General features: G+C 72.2%; 17 protein-coding genes and 1 tRNA gene. 11 read left to right on the top strand and 7 right to left on the bottom strand.

What is annotated here, in order from left to right:
- Positions 1-39 precede the first annotated feature (39 nt).
- A tRNA-Glu gene (locus IEY93_RS05570) sits at positions 40-112 on the top strand.
- 120 nt (positions 113-232) lie between these two features.
- Here the strand turns inward: IEY93_RS05570 and IEY93_RS05565 are convergent.
- Together IEY93_RS05565 and IEY93_RS05560 are read right to left on the bottom strand one after the other, a co-directional pair.
- Entirely contained in the window at positions 233-1876 is a 1644-nt protein-coding gene (locus IEY93_RS05565; protein ID WP_229690890.1) for a hypothetical protein, read from the bottom strand.
- 222 nt (positions 1877-2098) lie between these two features.
- Positions 2099-2815, bottom strand: a complete 717-nt coding sequence (locus tag IEY93_RS05560; protein WP_189161872.1) for an IclR family transcriptional regulator — start codon at positions 2813-2815, stop codon at positions 2099-2101.
- Positions 2816-2956: 141 nt separating this feature from the next.
- Between IEY93_RS05560 and leuC the strand changes: the two genes are divergently transcribed.
- The 4 genes from leuC (at position 2957) to IEY93_RS05540 (ending at position 5641) form a co-directional block, all read left to right on the top strand.
- A complete protein-coding gene (leuC, locus tag IEY93_RS05555) occupies positions 2957-4333 on the top strand; it encodes a 3-isopropylmalate dehydratase large subunit (protein ID WP_189161871.1) in 1377 nt (458 codons plus the stop codon).
- Between the two features lie 14 nt (positions 4334-4347).
- Positions 4348-4935 carry a 3-isopropylmalate dehydratase small subunit gene (gene leuD / locus IEY93_RS05550; RefSeq protein ID WP_189161870.1) on the top strand — a complete coding sequence of 196 codons (588 nt, stop codon included), beginning with the start codon at positions 4348-4350 and terminating at the stop codon, positions 4933-4935.
- Positions 4914-5174: an SCO5555 family protein gene (locus IEY93_RS05545; protein WP_189161869.1), complete on the top strand. Its 261-nt coding sequence runs from the start codon at positions 4914-4916 to the stop codon at positions 5172-5174. Before leuD ends, IEY93_RS05545 begins: the two co-directional genes overlap by 22 nt.
- Positions 5175-5341: 167 nt before the next feature.
- A complete protein-coding gene (locus IEY93_RS05540; RefSeq protein ID WP_189161868.1) occupies positions 5342-5641 on the top strand; it encodes an HU family DNA-binding protein in 300 nt (99 codons plus the stop codon).
- A 79-nt stretch (positions 5642-5720) separates the two neighbouring features.
- On the opposite strand, the gene IEY93_RS05535 is transcribed toward IEY93_RS05540, so the two are convergent.
- Entirely contained in the window at positions 5721-5933 is a 213-nt protein-coding gene (locus IEY93_RS05535; protein ID WP_189161867.1) for a hypothetical protein, read from the bottom strand.
- A gap of 67 nt (positions 5934-6000) precedes the next feature.
- Between IEY93_RS05535 and IEY93_RS05530 the strand changes: the two genes are divergently transcribed.
- On the top strand, positions 6001-7233 hold the full coding sequence (locus IEY93_RS05530; protein WP_189161866.1) for an MFS transporter: 1233 nt from the start codon (positions 6001-6003) through the stop codon (positions 7231-7233).
- Here the strand turns inward: IEY93_RS05530 and IEY93_RS05525 are convergent.
- Positions 7230-8048 carry a TetR/AcrR family transcriptional regulator gene (locus IEY93_RS05525; RefSeq protein WP_203968361.1) on the bottom strand — a complete coding sequence of 273 codons (819 nt, stop codon included), beginning with the start codon at positions 8046-8048 and terminating at the stop codon, positions 7230-7232. The genes IEY93_RS05530 and IEY93_RS05525 overlap by 4 nt on opposite strands.
- A gap of 268 nt (positions 8049-8316) precedes the next feature.
- On the opposite strand from IEY93_RS05525, the gene IEY93_RS05520 reads away from it, so the two are divergent.
- Positions 8317-10026 carry an MFS transporter gene (locus tag IEY93_RS05520; protein WP_189161865.1) on the top strand — a complete coding sequence of 570 codons (1710 nt, stop codon included), beginning with the start codon at positions 8317-8319 and terminating at the stop codon, positions 10024-10026.
- A 12-nt stretch (positions 10027-10038) separates the two neighbouring features.
- On the opposite strand, the gene cofC is transcribed toward IEY93_RS05520, so the two are convergent.
- A complete protein-coding gene (gene cofC, locus IEY93_RS05515; protein WP_189161864.1) occupies positions 10039-10731 on the bottom strand; it encodes a 2-phospho-L-lactate guanylyltransferase in 693 nt (230 codons plus the stop codon).
- A gap of 76 nt (positions 10732-10807) precedes the next feature.
- Between cofC and IEY93_RS05510 the strand changes: the two genes are divergently transcribed.
- The 4 genes from IEY93_RS05510 to IEY93_RS05495 all read left to right on the top strand — a co-directional run bounded on the left by IEY93_RS05510 (position 10808) and on the right by IEY93_RS05495 (position 15096).
- On the top strand, positions 10808-11527 hold the full coding sequence (locus IEY93_RS05510; RefSeq protein ID WP_189161863.1) for a lysophospholipid acyltransferase family protein: 720 nt from the start codon (positions 10808-10810) through the stop codon (positions 11525-11527).
- Between the two features lie 115 nt (positions 11528-11642).
- Positions 11643-12650: an NAD(P)H-dependent glycerol-3-phosphate dehydrogenase gene (locus tag IEY93_RS05505; RefSeq protein WP_189161862.1), complete on the top strand. Its 1008-nt coding sequence runs from the start codon at positions 11643-11645 to the stop codon at positions 12648-12650.
- Positions 12651-12664: 14 nt separating this feature from the next.
- Positions 12665-13897: a trans-sulfuration enzyme family protein gene (locus IEY93_RS05500; protein ID WP_189162039.1), complete on the top strand. Its 1233-nt coding sequence runs from the start codon at positions 12665-12667 to the stop codon at positions 13895-13897.
- Positions 13898-13980: 83 nt separating this feature from the next.
- Positions 13981-15096: a D-alanine--D-alanine ligase family protein gene (locus tag IEY93_RS05495; protein ID WP_189161861.1), complete on the top strand. Its 1116-nt coding sequence runs from the start codon at positions 13981-13983 to the stop codon at positions 15094-15096.
- Positions 15097-15124: 28 nt separating this feature from the next.
- Here IEY93_RS05495 and IEY93_RS05490 read toward each other — a convergent pair whose 3' ends face one another.
- Positions 15125-15556: a DUF3515 family protein gene (locus IEY93_RS05490; protein WP_189161860.1), complete on the bottom strand. Its 432-nt coding sequence runs from the start codon at positions 15554-15556 to the stop codon at positions 15125-15127.
- Between the two features lie 22 nt (positions 15557-15578).
- Positions 15579-15812: an Lrp/AsnC family transcriptional regulator gene (locus IEY93_RS05485; RefSeq protein ID WP_189161859.1), complete on the bottom strand. Its 234-nt coding sequence runs from the start codon at positions 15810-15812 to the stop codon at positions 15579-15581.
- Between the last annotated feature and the right edge of the window lie 3 nt (positions 15813-15815).

The following is a 15815-nucleotide window of genomic DNA, read 5'->3' as shown; positions in this document are numbered from 1 at the left end:
TGCAGCGGTCGATGGACATGACTCACCTCATGTCGTCCTGGCTCCGTCGTCTAGCGGCCTAGGACGCCGCCCTCTCAAGGCGGTAGCGCCGGTTCGAATCCGGTCGGGGCTACAGATGGGGAAACCCCCGGAAAGCATGCTTTCCGGGGGTTTCGTCATGTTCGCCGGTTCTCACTTTCCCGGACGGGCCCGCGCCCGCGCGGGAAAGGGCCCGCGCGGGCGATCGGAACAGCTACTGGGCGGCGTCCGTCGAGGCCTTGGAGCGGGCCTTGAAGAGGGCGCGCTTGGCGGCCTTGGCCACCTGCCGGTCGGGATGGGCCTCGCCGATGGCCTCCAGCAGCTCCTCGACGTGCGGGTGCGGCACCTTCCAGATGATCTCCAGCAGGCTGCTCAGCACCGGCGCGGGGCCGATGTCGTGCAGGCTGCTGACGAACTCGGGCCGGCCGAGGCCCGCCGCGATCGTCCACATGTCGAGAATCAGCCAGTGGGTGTCGCTCTGGGTGGGCTCGGGCACGTCGTCCACTCCGAGCTGGGCCAGGTGGGTCGCGGCGTACGGGCGCAGCGACGGCTCGCCGAGGGCCTCGCGCCACGCGGGCACGGCGACCGGCCCGAGCGAGCCGACCAGGCTGGCCGCCTGCACGCGGATCAGCGCGTCCGCCTCGTCCTCCGAGGCGGCCTCCAGCAGCTCTTCGGCGGCCGTGGCGGGCTCGCGCAGCTTCATCCACGCGGCGAACTCGGCGTCGGCCTCCTCCTCGGGCAGGTCGGCGCTGAGCGACAGCAGGTCGAGCGCGCTCATGGCGTCGATCGCCGGCCGCGCGTCCACCTCGACGTCGTCGTCGTCCAGCAGGTGGACCACGCCCTCGGTGCCGAGCGAGGTGAGGCGTACGGCGTCGCCGGAGACGGTGACCATGCCATAACCCGACAGCCACGTGAGGACCGGGGCGAGCGGGTCGCCGGCCTCCTCCCAGGCGGCGGCGCCGAGGTCGTCGAACTCGGCGGCGGCCTCGGCCAGCTCGTCGCGCAGCCCGGGAAGCTCCCGCTCGCCGCCGGCCAGCAGCAGCCTGATCAGCAGCGCCCGGGTGAGGCCGGAGAGGGCGAGGGTGAGATCGTCGTCGTCCAGCTCGGGGTCGCCGTAGTCCACCGAGTGCAGGCCGAGCATCCAGGCGTCCAGGACGTCCTCGTCGTCGTCGAACGGCCAGGCGGCGGTGTCCTCGTCGACGCTGACGGTGTCCTCGCCGTCGGGGGCGATGAACTCCAGGTCGACGGCGAGGTTCCACAGGTTCCACAGCGCGGGGACGGCGTGGGCGAGCGGCTTCTCGTCCGGCTCGGGCAGGCCGAGCAGGGCGAGGGCCTGGCGGATCTCGTCGTCGCTCAGCAGGCTGTCCTCGCCGACCTGGCGCGCGGTGCCCACCCACACGGCCAGGTCGCGGGCCTTGCCGATCAGCGGCACCTCGCGCGCCGCCGCGGCGAGCTCGGCGTCCGGGCGCAGGCGGATGGTGGGCAGATCGGCCAGCTCGTCGGCGAAGGGCTCGAAGTCGCCGAGGCCCTCGACCTCCTCCTCGTCGAGCTCCTCGTCCTCGTCGTCCCAGTCGCGTTCGCCGGTGACCTCCTCCATGGCCTCGACGAAGTCCTCCTCGACGGAGTCCAGCTCGTCGAGCAGGGCGTCCAGGTCGTCGGACCCCTCGGCGAGGCGGCCGGTCTCGGAGAGGAAGGTGAGATAGGCCCGCACGGCGGGGATCATGCCGTCCGTGGCCGCGTCGGCATCCTCGACGACCTGCGGCAGGCGCTCGACCAGGACCATGCGCAGGTCTTCGCGCTTCCACAGGTGGACGTCGTCGCGAGCGATCAGGCGGTGCCAGAGAGCGGCGGGTCCCACCAGGTCTGGATCACTGTCCGGTGCGTTGTCGGGTGCCCAGAGAATGAACTCTTGAAGGAGGGGACGCAGCTCCGTCGCGGCTGCCTCGATGCGATCTGTCACTCCGCCAGGCTAGTGCTTGGCGGCGGCCGTCTCTAACCAGTTCGCACGGGTCGGGGGCGGGGCCGCCGGCCGGGGCGCCGGTGGGTGGGGCAGGGGCGCCGGCCGGCCAGGCACGCGAGGTCAGTTGGCGCGGCGCATCGCCTCGGTGATGCGCTCGGCGGCGGCGACGACCGGGGCGGCGTGCAGGCGGCCGGGGGTGCGGGTGAGGCGCTCGATGGGCCCCGAGACCGAGACGGCGGCGATGACCTTGCCGCCCGCGCCGCGCACGGGCGCGGAGACGCTCGCGACGCCCTGCTCGCGCTCGCCGACGCTGTGCGCCCAGCTCCGGCGGCGCACGCTGGCGAGGGTGGCGGCGGTGAACTTCGCGCCGCGCAGCCCGCGGTGCAGCCGGTCGGGCTCCTCCCAGGCGAGCAGCACCTGGGCGGCCGAGCCGGCGGTCATCGGCAGGGAGGAGCCGACCGGCACGGTGTCGCGCAGGCCGCTGGCCCGCTCGGCGGCGGCAACGCACACACGCTCGTCGCCCTGCCGCCGGTACAGCTGGGCGCTCTCGCCGGTCAGGTCGCGCAGGTGGGTGAGGACGGGGGAGGCCACGGCGAGCAGGCGGTCCTCGCCGGCGGCCGTGGACAGCTCGGACAGGCGTGGCCCGAGGATGAAGCGCCCTTGGGTGTCGCGGGAGACGATGCGGTGGTGCTCCAGGGCGACGGCGAGGCGGTGGGCGGTGGGGCGGGCCAACCCGGTGGCCTGGACGAGCTGTGCCAGGGACGCCGGACCGGCTTCGAGGGCGTTGAGCACGAGCACGGCCTTGTCGAGTACGCCGACTCCGCTAGAGTTGTCCATAACCCGATACTGCCGTCTCGCTATCCGAGATGCAACTGGCGTCCTGGTGGGGGGCGGGTAGGCTGTCCGTATCCCGAAATTACTGTCTTGTTATCTGAGACGTAAGCGGGGGGTCACGAGACGCAAGGAGGCGTTGGAGACATGGGTCGCACACTGGCCGAGAAAGTATGGGAGCAGCACGTCGTCCGCCGTGCCGACGGCGAGCCCGACCTGCTCTACATCGACCTCCACCTCATCCACGAGGTGACCAGCCCGCAGGCGTTCGACGGCCTGCGCATGGCGGGGCGCAAGGTGCGCCGGCCCGATCTCACCATCGCCACCGAGGACCACAACGTCCCGACCGTTCTCGGCCCGATCGCCGACCCGGTCTCCAAGGCCCAGGTCGAGACCCTGCGCAAGAACGCCGCCGAGTTCGGCGTCCGCCTGCACCCGATGGGCGACGCCGGTCAGGGCGTGGTCCACATCATCGGCCCGCAGTTCGGCCTGACCCAGCCGGGCATGACCATCGTCTGCGGCGACTCCCACACCTCGACCCACGGCGCCTTCGGCGCGCTCGCCTTCGGCATCGGCACCTCCGAGGTCGAGCACGTGCTCGCCACCCAGACCCTCCCGGCCTACCGGCCGAAGACGATGGCCATCGAGGTCAGTGGCGCCCTGCCGTACGGCGTCACCGCCAAGGACCTCATCCTCGCCATCATCGCCAAGATCGGCACCGGTGGCGGCCAGGGCCACATCGTGGAGTACCGCGGGCAGGCCGTCCGAGACCTGTCGATGGAAGGCCGCATGACGGTCTGCAACATGTCGATCGAGGCGGGCGCCCGGGCGGGCATGATCGCGCCGGACGAGACCACCTTCGCCTACCTCCAGGGCCGCCCGCACGCCCCCACCGACGAGGCGTGGGACGCCGCGGTGGAGTACTGGCGCTCGCTGCGCACCGACGACGACGCCGTCTTCGACACGGTGGTCGAGATCGACGCCTCGACCCTCTCGCCGTTCGTGACCTGGGGCACCAACCCCGGGCAGGGGGCGCCGCTCAACAGCGCGATCCCCGCACCGGAGGAGACCTCCGACCCGGCCGCCGCCGACCGCGCCCTTTCGTACATGGGCCTGACCGCCGGCACCCCGCTCAACCAGATCGAGGTCGACACCGTCTTCGTCGGCTCGTGCACCAACGGCCGGCTGGAGGACCTGCGCGCCGCGGCCGACGTGCTGCGCGGCCGCACGGTGAAGGCCCGCACGCTCATCGTGCCCGGCTCGATGCAGGTCAAGGCCGAGGCCGAGGCCGAAGGGCTGCACGAGGTGTTCCAGGCCGCCGGGGCCGAGTGGCGCCAGGCCGGCTGTTCCATGTGCCTGGGCATGAACCCCGACACCCTCTCCCCGGGGGAGCGCAGCGCCTCCACCTCCAACCGCAACTTCGAGGGGCGCCAGGGCAAGGGCGGGCGCACCCACCTGGTGTCGCCGGCCGTCGCCGCCGCCACCGCCGTCACCGGCCGACTGACCGCGCCCGCCGACCTGTAAGGAGTTCGCCGACCATGGAAGCCTTCACCACGCACACCGGCCGGGCCGTCCCGCTGCGCCGCAGCAACGTCGACACCGACCAGATCATCCCGGCGGTCTGGCTCAAGCAGGTCAGCCGCACCGGCTTCGAGAAGGGCCTGTTCGCCGCCTGGCGCGAGGACCCGGGGTTCGTGCTCAACGACCCGGCGTACTCAGGGGCCTCGATCCTGGTCTCCGGGCCCGACTTCGGCACCGGCTCCTCGCGCGAGCACGCCGTATGGGCGCTCCAGCAGTACGGCTTCCGCGCCGTCATCGCCGCGCGTTTCGGCGACATCTTCCGCAACAACGCCACCAAGATGGGCCTGCTGCCGGTCGTGCTGCCCACGGCGGCGGTCGAGGCGCTGCAGGCCGCCGTCGAGGCCGACCCGGCCACCGAGGTGACCGTCGACCTGGAAGCGCGCGAGGTGCGCTGGGGCGGCGAGACGGCCGCGTTCGAGATCGACGACTACACCCGCTGGCGGCTGCTGGAGGGGCTGGACGACATCGGCCTGACCCTGCGGTACGCCGACGAGGTGGCGGCGTACGAGAATGGGCGGCAGCCATGGCTGCCGACGACCGTCTGACCGACACCGCGGGCTCCGGAGACGAGCTGGCGCGGCGGTTGCGCGATGTTTACCGTCGGGTGGCCGCCGCGCGGTTGTCTCCGGAGGAGAAGGAACGCTTCACGCGACGATTTGTCGTGATATGTGATCTTGCGAAGCACGATCTGGATCATGCTCGTGTCCGTCTGGACGCCTTTCTCGCCGACCTCGAAGCCGAAATCGACACGCCGGGTAGGCGAAACATCGCGGAATGTGATTGAGTCCTGGCCGTGTGTCCCTTAATTTCAAGCGGGTAAGGGGTTTCTGACCGTTGACTGGTGGGTGCGTGCCGAAACCCCGCACCCGGCACACCGGGTGAAGACGGGGCCGCGCAACTGCCGGCCGCGATGTTCATCCTCAGACAGCGGTGACAGGGGGAGCAAGCCAGATGAACAAGCGAGAACTCGTCGATGCGATCACCGATCGGGTCGGCGACAAGAAGACGGCCACCGAGGCCGTGAACGCCATAATCGAGGCCATCCAGCATGCTGTCTCGAACGGGGACAAGGTCTCCATCACGGGCTTCGGGGCCTTCGAGATGGCACACAAGCCGGCTCGCCAGGCCAGGAACCCTTCGACCGGTGCGCCGATCAAGGTCGATGAGAGCTGGGCGCCCAAGTTCCGGCCGGGCGCCGACTTCAAGGACCAGGTGAACGCCGCGGGGAAGAAGCTCGCCAAGAAGAAGTGAACACCTGAGTGGCACCGACGCCCGGAACCCTCACCAGGGGTCTCCGGGCGTCACCGCGCCCGGCCGTCCCGCGGGTGGCTCAGAGACCTTCGCCGGGCAGGGGGAAGGTCGACAGGGTGATCGCGGTGATGATGCCGTCGGTGAGGGAGATGTTCACCCGCTGGCCCGGGCGCAGCAGTCGCAGCGAGCCGGCGCCGAAGGCCACGGCGTCGAACGGGATCTCGGCGCCGTCGTCGAGGAAGACCGAGCCTGACCGGGTGTCGGGGTCGAAGGTCCGCACGGTGGCCTGCACGGCGGCCAGTCTACCGGCCCGTTAATCGGTTGACCGGCCGCCGGGGAGCCGGTCATGGTGGCTCTTCGTGGTCACAACCGGCACTTCCCACGCTCTGCGCCGCAATCGGCCCTACGTCATGTTCGTGGGCGCCGACGCCGTCAGCCAGGTCGGCACCCAGGTCAGCCTCGTCGCCCTCCCGCTGGTCGCCGTCGTGACCCTGAGCGCCGGCCCGTTGCAGGTGGGCCTGCTGACCGCCGCGGAGATGGCCGCGTTCCTGCTGGTCGGGCTGCCCGCAGGCGTCTTGGTCGACCGGCTCTCCCGCCGGCGGGTGCTGGTCGCCGCCGACGCGCTGCGCGCCGTCGCGCTCGGGAGCATCCCCGCCGCCGCACTGGCCGGCGTCCTTTCGCTTCCCCAGCTCTACGCTGTGGCGCTGCTCGCCGGGCTGTGCGCGGTCTTCTTCGACGTCGCGCACATGAGCTTCCTGCCGTCCATCGTGCACGGGCCCGACCTGGCCCGCGGGAACGGGACGGTCGAGGCCATCCGCTCCACGGCCTCGCTCGCCGGGCCGGGGCTGGGCGGCTGGCTGGTCCAGGTCGTCACCGCGCCGCTCGCCCTGCTCGTGGACGCCGTGAGCTACGCACTGTCGGCCACCCTGCTCTCCCGCATCGCGGTCCCCGAGACGTCACCGGACCGGACGCCGGAGCGGGGAAGCCTGGTCAAGGAGGTCGCCGAGGGGGTGCGGTTCGTCGCCGGGCACCCGGTGCTGCGGGTCATCGCGCTGGTCGGCGCGCTCAACATGCTCGGCTTCGGAGCCTGGACGTCGGCACAGGCGCTGTTCGTCCTGCGCGAGCTGGGGCTGGGCCCCGGCCTGTACGGCGCGGTGGTGGCCGCGGGTGCGGTGGGCGGCCTGCTCGGCGCGGTGGCCGCCCCGCGTGCCGTGGCCCGCTGGCGGACGGGGCCGACGCTCTACGTCTCCGCCGCGCTGGCGCTGCCCGCGCTCCTGGTCGCCTGTCTGGCCGCACCCGGCTGGCGGGTGCTGTTGTTCCCGCTCGGCCTGGCCCTGGGCGGGTTCGCGAGCACGATCTTCAGTGTGACGCAGCTCAGCTACCGGCAGGCGATGTGCCCGCCGCACCTGCTCGGCCGGATGAACGCCTCGATGCGTTTCCTGATGTGGAGCGCCATGCCGTTCGGCGGGGTTCTCGGCGGACTGGTGGGGGAGTGGCGTGGAGTGGGGACCGCGCTGTGGGTGGCCGGGGCCGTCATCGCCCTGGCGCATGTGCCGGTGCTGGTCTCCCGGCGCACGTTCGTGGCTCTCTAGCCGGTCGCCTGGCCCGGGTCGTCGCCGCCGCGTTCGGCCGGTCCGGGTTCGCCGGTGCCGTGGCCGGGCGGGATGTAGGAGGCCAGGCCGCGCAGGATGATGTCCAGGCCGAGCTCGAACCGGCTGTCGTTGTTCTCCGCGATCATCATGGCGGCCAGGTCGCGCAGGTGCGGGAACCGGTCGGGCGGCAGCGACTGGAAGTACTCCACCATGCCGGCCCGCAACTCGGGCCAGCTCGCGACCTCGGCCTCCCGGCGGCGCTCCTCCCACATCGACTCCTCGTAGGCGAACCCGTCGAGGTAGGTGGAGAGCATGTCGCCCGCGGCGGCGGCCACCCGGTCGGGCAGTCCCGCCGCGCGGAAGACGGCGAGCAGTTGCTCGATGTGCGGCAGCAGCTCCGGGGTCATCGGCACGCGGGCCATGGAGATGCGCGCCATGTCGCGGTGGGCCCGCAGCCGCGCCCGGCCGTCTCGCGCGTACTGCTTGATCTGCTCGCGCCACCGCTCGGGATCGGGGTCGGGCAGCCCGTGGCCGTCGAACAGCCTGGCGTACATGCGGTCGAGCAGCTCGTCCTTGCTCGTGACGTGCGCGTACAGGGCGGAGACCGCGACCCCCAGCTCGGCCGCCACCTGGCGCATGCTGAGCCGGTCGTACCCCTCGCGGTCGAGCACGGTGTAGGCGGCGTCGACGATGCGGTCGAGGGTGAGCGGCACCCGTACCGGCGCGGCTCGTCTGCGTGCCCGCTCCCAGGGCGGCGCCGGCACGGCCTCCGCGTCGTGGGCCGGCTCGGTCATGGTGCCACCGCCTCCGCTCATCCTGGGTTTCCCCGGAGTCTAGCCCGCCCCCCGAACGGCGCTCGCCGCACAGAACACCGCTCGGTTTCGCGATATATCTTGTCTGCATCGCAATCGCGACATATCTTAAGAACGCCGAACGTTTCGACGAACACTGTTCAATGGTAGAACAGCGATCGGCTATGGTGAACACCGTTCTACTCGCACGTCCGTGGGTGTCGTGGGCCGGTGTCCCGGTACGCCCCGCCCCGTCGTCCTCCCGTTCCCCCACTCCCGTCAAGGAGCCCCCATGACCGCGGCAGACCTCACCGCGCAGACCTCTCCACCGCAGACCGCCCCCTACCGCTGGCGCTGGGCCGCCCTGTTCATCGTCCTCGCGGCCGAGGTGATGGACATGCTCGACGCGATGGTGACCAACATCGCCGCGCCGACCATCCGGGCCGAGCTCGGCGGCAGCGCCGCGATCATCCAGTGGCTGGGCGCCGCCTACACCCTGTCCATGGCCGTCGGCCTGATCACCGGCGGCCGGCTCGGCGACATCTACGGCCGCAAGCGGATGTTCCTCATCGGCGCCGCGGGCTTCACCATCGGCTCGCTGCTGTGCGCCGTCGCCCAGGGGCCCGAGCTGCTGGTCGCCGCGCGCGTCGTCCAGGGCCTGTTCGGCTCGGTCATGCTGCCCCAGGGCCTCGGCATGATCAAGGAGATGTTCCCGCCGAAGGAGATGCAGGCCGCGTTCGGCCTGTTCGGCCCGGTCATGGGCCTATCGTCGGTCGGCGGCCCCGTCCTGGCCGGATGGCTGGTCGACGCCGACTTCTTCGGCACCGGCTGGCGCATGATCTTCCTGATCAACCTGCCGCTCGGCCTGGCCGCCGTCCTGTGCGGGCTGCGCTTCCTGCCCGAGTCACGCTCGCCGCATCCGCTCAAGCTGGATGTCGCGGGTGTCCTGCTCGCCTCGCTGGCGGGCCTGCTGATCATCTTCCCGCTGGTGCAGGGACGCGAGCACGACTGGCCGCTCTGGTCGTTCCTGATGATCGCCGCCTCGATCGCGGTCTTCGCGCTCTTCGGCTGGTACGAGTCGCGCAAGGCCAAGGCGGGCGGCGACCCGCTGGTCGTGCCCAGCCTGTTCCGCAAGCGCGCCTTCACCGGCGGCCTGGTCACCGGCCTGGTCTTCTTCTCCGGCATGACCGGCTTCGCGCTGGTGTTCAACCTCTACACCCAGATCGGGCTCGGCTACGACGCCCTCAAGGCCGGCCTGGCGATGGCGCCCTGGTCGGTGGGCATGGTCATCGGGTTCGGGCTGGCCCAGCCGCTGCAGAAGTACGGCCGCAGGCTGCTGCACGGGGGCACCCTGCTCATGGCGGCGGGCGTGCTGGGGATCCTGGTGACGCTGAACATCGCCGGAGTCGGCGTCAGCCCCTGGCAGCTCCTGCCCGCCCTGCTGGTGACCGGCGCCGGCATGGGCCTGCTGATGGCGCCGTTCTTCGCCATCGTCCTGGCCGGTGTCGAGCAGCACGAGACCGGCTCGGCCTCCGGCACCCTCACCGCGATCCAGCAGCTCGGCAGCGCGTTCGGCGTGGCCCTGCTCGGCACGGTGTTCTTCGGCATGCTCGGCAGCGGAGTCGCCGCCGCGGCCGGCGACGCTGCGCCGAAGCTCCGCGCCGAGCTGGCCGCCGTCCAGGTGACCGGTGAGCACCAGGAGCGCATCGTCGCCGGAGTGCGCGCGTGCACGCACGACCGCGCGGTCGCCAAGGACCAGGAGGCCACCCCCGCTTCCTGCGAACGGCTGGTGGCCGACGTCGGTGCCGCGGCGCCGACCCCGCAGGCCGCCGAACCGATCGGCCGGATCGTGACCCGGGCCGCCGGCGAGGCGGCGAAGCAGGGGTTCAGCACGTCGATGAAGGCGATCCTGTGGGTCGTGGACGGCATGCTGCTGCTGACCTTCCTGGTCGCCTTCCTGCTGCCCAAGCACGCCCGCGAGGAAGACCAGGCCGGGCACTGACCGGCCCGCCGTTCACTCCCGCTCCTCGACCCAGGCCCGCCCCTGCCACGGCCGCATCGCCTGTACGACGGCCCGGGTGCGCGGGCCCACGCCGAGCGTGATCGCCTCCCGCAGGTCGGCCGGGGTGTCGACGTCCCGTCGCAGGGACGGGATGCCGTCGAGCGCCAGCTCCTTGGCCCCGCCCGCCAGATGCCTGGCCCGCGACTCCCCGCCGAACCCCGGCCGGAACGGCACCCCCGCCCGCACCCCGTAGAAGGTGGTGCCGACCTCGGCCGCGTCCGGCACGAACGAGGCGTCGAGATCACCGGCCGCCGCCAGCGCGACCCCGAGCTCGGCGGGCCGCAGAGCCGGCAGGTCGGCCTGCAGCGCCGCGACCGGCCCGTCCGGCACGAGCCGCAGCGCGTGCGCCGCCCCCGCCCGCAGGGCGGCGTTCAGCCCGGCCAGCGGGTCGGGCACCACCAGCGCGCCCAGGGCGGCCAGCGCCTCGGCGGGCACCGGGTCGCCGGTGACGACCACGACCCGTGCCACGGCCGGGCAGGCCAGCGCCGCCGCCACCGTGTCGCCGGCGATCGCCACGGCCAGGGCGGCCCGGTGCGGGCCGGCCGCGTCGGCCAGGCGCGTCTTGGCGGCGATGAGGGTCTTCACCGGCACCACAATGGTCCAGCGCTGCCGCGGGCGGGGCCCGCCGGGTTCGGTACGGCGCATAGCCTAAGCATCCCGCCTCGACATTCCCTGGAGCCAACCGGGAGACTGATGGCGCACTGCATGACTGGAGGAGTCGATGAGCCGCCCCGGACGCCCGCCCATCTTCTGGGAAGTCCTCGTTGTCGCGATCGTGAAGTCGCTGCTGCTGCTGTTCACCAAGCGCGACTGGCGGGGCCGCGCCAACGTCCCCCGCACCGGCGGCGTGATCATCGCGGCCAACCACCTGTCGTGGACCGACCCGCTGCTGTTCGCCCACTTCGCCTACAACAGCGGCCGCTGGCCGGTCTACCTGGCCAAGGCCGGCGTGTTCGACATCCCGGTCATCGGCACCATCGTCCGCAAGTGCCGGCAGATCCCGGTCCACCGCGGCAGCACCGACGCGGCCCGCTCGCTCAAGGACGCCGAGCAGGCGCTCAAGGACGGCTCCTGCGTGATCTTCTACCCCGAGGGCACGATCACCCGCGACCCCGATCTGTGGCCGACGACCGCCAAGACCGGTGTCGCGCGCCTGGCCCTGGCCACCGGCGTGCCGGTCATCCCGGTCGCCCACTGGGGCGCCCAGGAGCTGCTGCCGTACGGGGAGAAGAAGCCGCGGCTGTTCCCCCGCAAGACCTTCCGGGTGCTCGCCGGCCCGCCCGTCGACCTGTCCAAGTACGCGGGGCTGCCCATGCGCTCCCAGGTGCTCAAGGACGCCACGGCCGACATCATGGCCGCCATCACCGCCCAGCTCGCCGAACTGCGCGGAGAGAAGGCACCGGACACCCCCTTCGGCGAGACCGAGAGCCAGGCCGGGTGACCCGCGGCGCCGGCGGCCGGGGCGGTGCCCCGCCCGCCGGTGGGGACGGTGGCCGGCTAAGTGATCGATCCAGCGGCGGCGACGACGCGTCGCGGAGTGGGCGTACGGTGAGCAGATGACCAAGGCCGTCGTTTTCGGGACCGGTTCGTGGGGCACGACCTTCGCCATGATCCTGGCGGAGGCGGGCACGCCCGCGACGCTGTGGGGGCGGCGCGCCGAGGTGGTGGAGGCCATCGACCGGCGGCACGAGAACCCCGAATACCTTCCCGGCGTGCGGCTGCCCGACTCCGTCCGCGCCACCACCGACCCGGCCGAGGCGATGGAGGGCGCCGATTTCGTGGTCCTCGCCGTCCCCTCCCAGACGCTGCGCGAGAACCTCGCCGCCTGGAGCCCGCACATCCCGCCGGACGCCGTGCTGGTCAGCCTGATGAAGGGCGTCGAGCGCGGCACCCGCAAGCGCATGAGCGAGGTCATCGGCGAGGTCGCCGGGGTCCCGGCGAACCGGATCGCGGTGGTCTCCGGGCCGAACCTCGTCGGCGAGTTGATCAGGCACGAGCCGGCCGCCACGGTCGTCGCGAGCGAGGACGACGCGGTCGCCGCCCGCCTGCAGGAGGCCTGCCACCTGCCGTGGTTCCGCGCCTACACCAACACCGACGTCGTCGGGGTCGAGCTGGGCGGCGCGGTCAAGAACGTCATCGCCCTGGCGGTCGGCGTGGCCGCCGGCATGGGGCTCGGGGACAACGTCCGGGCGACGCTGATGACCCGTGGGCTGGCCGAGATCGCCCGGCTGGGCGCCGCGCTCGGCGCCGACCCGCACACCTTCGCCGGTCTGGCCGGCATGGGAGACCTCGTCGCGACCTGCACCTCCCCGTTGTCGCGCAACCGCACGTTCGGGGAGAATCTCGGCCGTGGCATGACCATGGCCGAGACCATCGCCGCCACCAGGCAGACCGCCGAAGGGGTCAAGTCCTGCGAGTCGGTGCTCGACCTGGCGAGGAAGCACGACGTGGAGATGCCGATCACCGAGGTCGTGGTGGGCGTCGTCCACGACGGAATGACCCCCAGCGAGGCCGCGATGCTGCTCATGTCGCGGACTCCCAAGCCCGAACGGTACGGCGTGTGACTTCCTCCCGACGTATGCGCAGGCGGCTCGGCGAGAACAGCCGGGCCGTCCACCTCCCCCCGCCGCCGGACTCGCGCCGGCTCCCCATCGGCCTGCCGGTGTGGCGCACCTCCGCGTGGAGCTTCGACAGCTCCGCCGAGTACGCCGACGTGCTCGGGGAGCGCGTGCCGGGGTACGCCTACAGCCGCATCGACAACCCGACCGTGGCGGCGTTCGCCGAGGGCATCGCCGCGCTGGAGGGCGCCGCCGCCCCCGAGGACGTCGCCGGTCAGGCGTTCGCCTCCGGCATGGCGGCGGTGCACGCCGTGTTCATGACCTTCCTGCGGGCCGGCGCCCACGTCGTGGCGCCCGCGCAGTTATACGCCGGCACCCGCTCGCTGCTGTCGAACGTGCTGTCGCGCTTCGGGGTGTCGGTGGACTTCGTGGACTACTCCGACCTGCGCCGGGTGCACGCCGCCGTACGCTCCAGCACCGAGATCGTCTACGCCGAGACGCTGAGCCACCCGAGCATGGCGGTCGCCGACATCCGGGGCCTGTACCGCATCGCGCGGGACGCCGGTGCGCTGCTCGTCGTGGACTCGACCTCCGCCACCCCGGTGGTCTGCCGTCCGCTGGAGCACGGCGCCGACCTGGTCGTCCACTCGGCGACCAAGTACATCGGCGGGCACGACGACGGCATGGGCGGTGCCGTGGTCGGCCGCCCCGACCTGATCTCCCAGATCCGCGAGGTCCGCGTCGACACCGGGGGCGTCATGGCCCCCGACGAGGCGTTCCTGCTGCGCAGGGGCCTGGCCACGCTGACGCTGCGGGTGCGGCGCATGTGCGCGACGGCGATGGTGTTCGCCGCCGCGGTGGCCAAGCACCCGGCGGTGCGCCGCGTCGACTACCCCGGCCTGCCCGGCCACCCGGGCCACCAGCTCGCCCGCCAGCTCTTCGACGCCGGCCCCGAGGGCACGCGGTACGGCGCCTGCGTCACCGTGGTCCCGCACGGCGGCTACGAGGCCGGGGTCATGCTCGCCGACACGCTGCGGATGCCCCTCATCGCGGCCTCGATCGGCGGCACGCACACCAAGGTCGCGCACGTCGCCTCCACGACCCGGCGGGCGGGCGACGCGGCCCCGGCCTCCTCCGGGGCCGACGCCGGCGCGGTGCGCTTCTCGATCGGCCTCGAGGACGCCGAGGACCTCATCGCGGACGTCACCGAGGCGCTCGACGCCCTTCGCTCCACCTCCACGACCCGGGCCTGACCCGCTGGTTGCGGGGCACTGACCGGAGATGGGTAGGTCCTGACAAGCAGGGACGACAAGGACGCAAGGTAGATTCGGGCATCATGAACGAGCAGCAGGAATCCCGGCCTCGCGTACGGGTGGCGGTGGTCTTCGGCGGCCGCAACTCCGAGCACGCCGTGTCTCTGATGGGCGCGGGCAGCGTCCTGGCGGCCATCGACCGGTCCAAGTACGACGTCGTGCCCATCGGCATCGCGCCGGACGGGCGGTGGGTGCTCGCCCAGGACGACCAGAGGTTCGAGATCGAGGGCGAAGAGCTGCCCAGGGTGGACGACTCGGGCAGGGCGCTCGCGCTGCCCTCCGGCGACGGCTCCCTCGTGGCGTTCGACGCCGGGACCATCCCCGCGTCCCTCGGGCGGGTGGACGTCGTCTTCCCGATGCTGCACGGTCCGTTCGGCGAGGACGGCACCATCCAGGGCCTGCTGGAGATGGCGGGCGTCCGCTACGTCGGGTCAGGGGTGCTGGCCAGCGCCGTCGGCATGGACAAGGCGTACATGAAGACGCTGCTGGCCGCCGCCGGGCTGCCGGTGGGTGCGCACGTCGTGGTGCGCGACCGCGACTGGCGCCTCGACCGCGAGCGGGTGCTCAAGGACATCGAGGTGCTCGGCCTGCCGGTCTTCGTCAAGCCGTCCCGCGCAGGCTCCAGCCAGGGCATCTCCCGGGTGGACGACTTCCAGGACCTGGAACGGGCGGTGGAGCTGGCCCGCGAGCACGACCCGAAGATCCTCGTCGAGGCGGCCATCCAGGGACGCGAGATCGAGTGCGCGGTGCTGCAGTCGCCCGGCGACGACCCGCCCGCCGCCAGCCTGCCGGGCGAGGTGCTGGTGGCGGAGTCGCACGAGTTCTTCGACTTCAGCGCCAAGTACATCGGGTCGGACATGCGGCTGCAGGTGCCCGCCGACATCCCCGAGGCGGTGAGCGAGGAGCTGCGCGCGATGGCGGTGCGGGCGTTCGAGGCGCTCGGCTGCGAGGGGTTGTCCCGCGTCGACTTCTTCTACACCGCGTCGGGCGGCCTGATCGTCAACGAGATCAACACGATGCCGGGGTTCACGGCCATGTCGGTGGCGCCGCAGTTGTGGGCGGCCTCCGGAGTGCCCTACGCCGATCTGGTGGACCGCCTGATCCAGCTCGCGCTGCACCGCCCCGTCGGCCTGCGTTGAGCCTCCGGCGGTGGAGCCGGGGTGGGCGTCAGGCGGAGAAGGCGGCCTTGATGGGCGCGGCCAGGTCGAGGAGGACGCTCGCCGCCTGATGCCGTGGAGAGATCGTCACCTCGACGTAGCCGTCCCGGATCAGCGCCGTGAACAGCGACGGCCTGGCCGGGTCGGCGAACCACGGCACCCCGTTGATCTCGGGCACCTGTTGCGTCGGGTCCAGGGCCGCCGGCCGTGGCACCCCACAGCGGAGCGCGATCTCTCCCTCGCCCCACACCGCGACGTACGGCGAAGGGGGGTCGGACGGGACGCGCTCCGCGCCGTCCAGGGTGCGGGGAAGCCGGTCGGTCAGCGCCGCGCACGCGGTCGCCGCCGTCCCCCGCGGGGTGGGAGGATCCACGCGGACGGCCCCGCCGCACCCGGCCGCCAGCAGCGACAGGGCCGCCACGGCCATGACGGCCCGCTTCATGGCTCCCCCCGGAAAGACTCGCTCAGATGTGCACGATCGGACAGGTAAGGGTACGCGTGATCCCCTCGACGGCCTGAATCTGCGCTACCACCAGTTTGCCGAGCTCGTCCACGTTGTTGGCCTCGGCGCGGACGATCACGTCGTAGGGGCCGGTGACGTCCTCGGCGCGGGTCACACCCTGGATGCCCGCGATCGCGCCGGCGACCGCGGCCGCCTTGCCGACCTCTGTCTGGATAAGGATGTAGGCGTGCACCATCAC

Origin of the sequence: Sphaerisporangium melleum (genome assembly GCF_014646695.1) — a bacterium.
In the GTDB taxonomy this organism is placed as follows: Bacteria; Actinomycetota; Actinomycetes; order Streptosporangiales; family Streptosporangiaceae; genus Sphaerisporangium; species Sphaerisporangium melleum.
Note: the sequence above shows the minus strand (reverse complement) of the source record. Positions and strands in the feature narration are given on the sequence as shown.

Bases quoted from the DNA above. Each gene is read 5' to 3' on its own strand.
- IEY93_RS05545 (WP_189161869.1), top strand. From the start codon at position 4,914: ATGGCTGCCGACGACCGTCTGACCGACACCGCGGGCTCCGGAGACGAG.
- IEY93_RS05500 (WP_189162039.1), top strand. From the start codon at position 12,665: ATGCGCAGGCGGCTCGGCGAGAACAGCCGGGCCGTCCACCTCCCCCCG.
- IEY93_RS05485 (WP_189161859.1), bottom strand. From the start codon at position 15,812: ATGGTGCACGCCTACATCCTTATCCAGACAGAGGTCGGCAAGGCGGCC.
- IEY93_RS05510 (WP_189161863.1), top strand. From the start codon at position 10,808: ATGAGCCGCCCCGGACGCCCGCCCATCTTCTGGGAAGTCCTCGTTGTC.
- IEY93_RS05540 (WP_189161868.1), top strand. From the start codon at position 5,342: ATGAACAAGCGAGAACTCGTCGATGCGATCACCGATCGGGTCGGCGAC.
- IEY93_RS05495 (WP_189161861.1), top strand. From the start codon at position 13,981: ATGAACGAGCAGCAGGAATCCCGGCCTCGCGTACGGGTGGCGGTGGTC.
- leuD (WP_189161870.1), top strand. From the start codon at position 4,348: ATGGAAGCCTTCACCACGCACACCGGCCGGGCCGTCCCGCTGCGCCGC.
- IEY93_RS05525 (WP_203968361.1), bottom strand. From the start codon at position 8,048: ATGAGCGGAGGCGGTGGCACCATGACCGAGCCGGCCCACGACGCGGAG.
- IEY93_RS05490 (WP_189161860.1), bottom strand. From the start codon at position 15,556: ATGAAGCGGGCCGTCATGGCCGTGGCGGCCCTGTCGCTGCTGGCGGCC.
- leuC (WP_189161871.1), top strand. From the start codon at position 2,957: ATGGGTCGCACACTGGCCGAGAAAGTATGGGAGCAGCACGTCGTCCGC.
- cofC (WP_189161864.1), bottom strand. From the start codon at position 10,731: ATGCGCCGTACCGAACCCGGCGGGCCCCGCCCGCGGCAGCGCTGGACC.
- IEY93_RS05560 (WP_189161872.1), bottom strand. From the start codon at position 2,815: ATGGACAACTCTAGCGGAGTCGGCGTACTCGACAAGGCCGTGCTCGTG.
- IEY93_RS05505 (WP_189161862.1), top strand. From the start codon at position 11,643: ATGACCAAGGCCGTCGTTTTCGGGACCGGTTCGTGGGGCACGACCTTC.
- IEY93_RS05520 (WP_189161865.1), top strand. From the start codon at position 8,317: ATGACCGCGGCAGACCTCACCGCGCAGACCTCTCCACCGCAGACCGCC.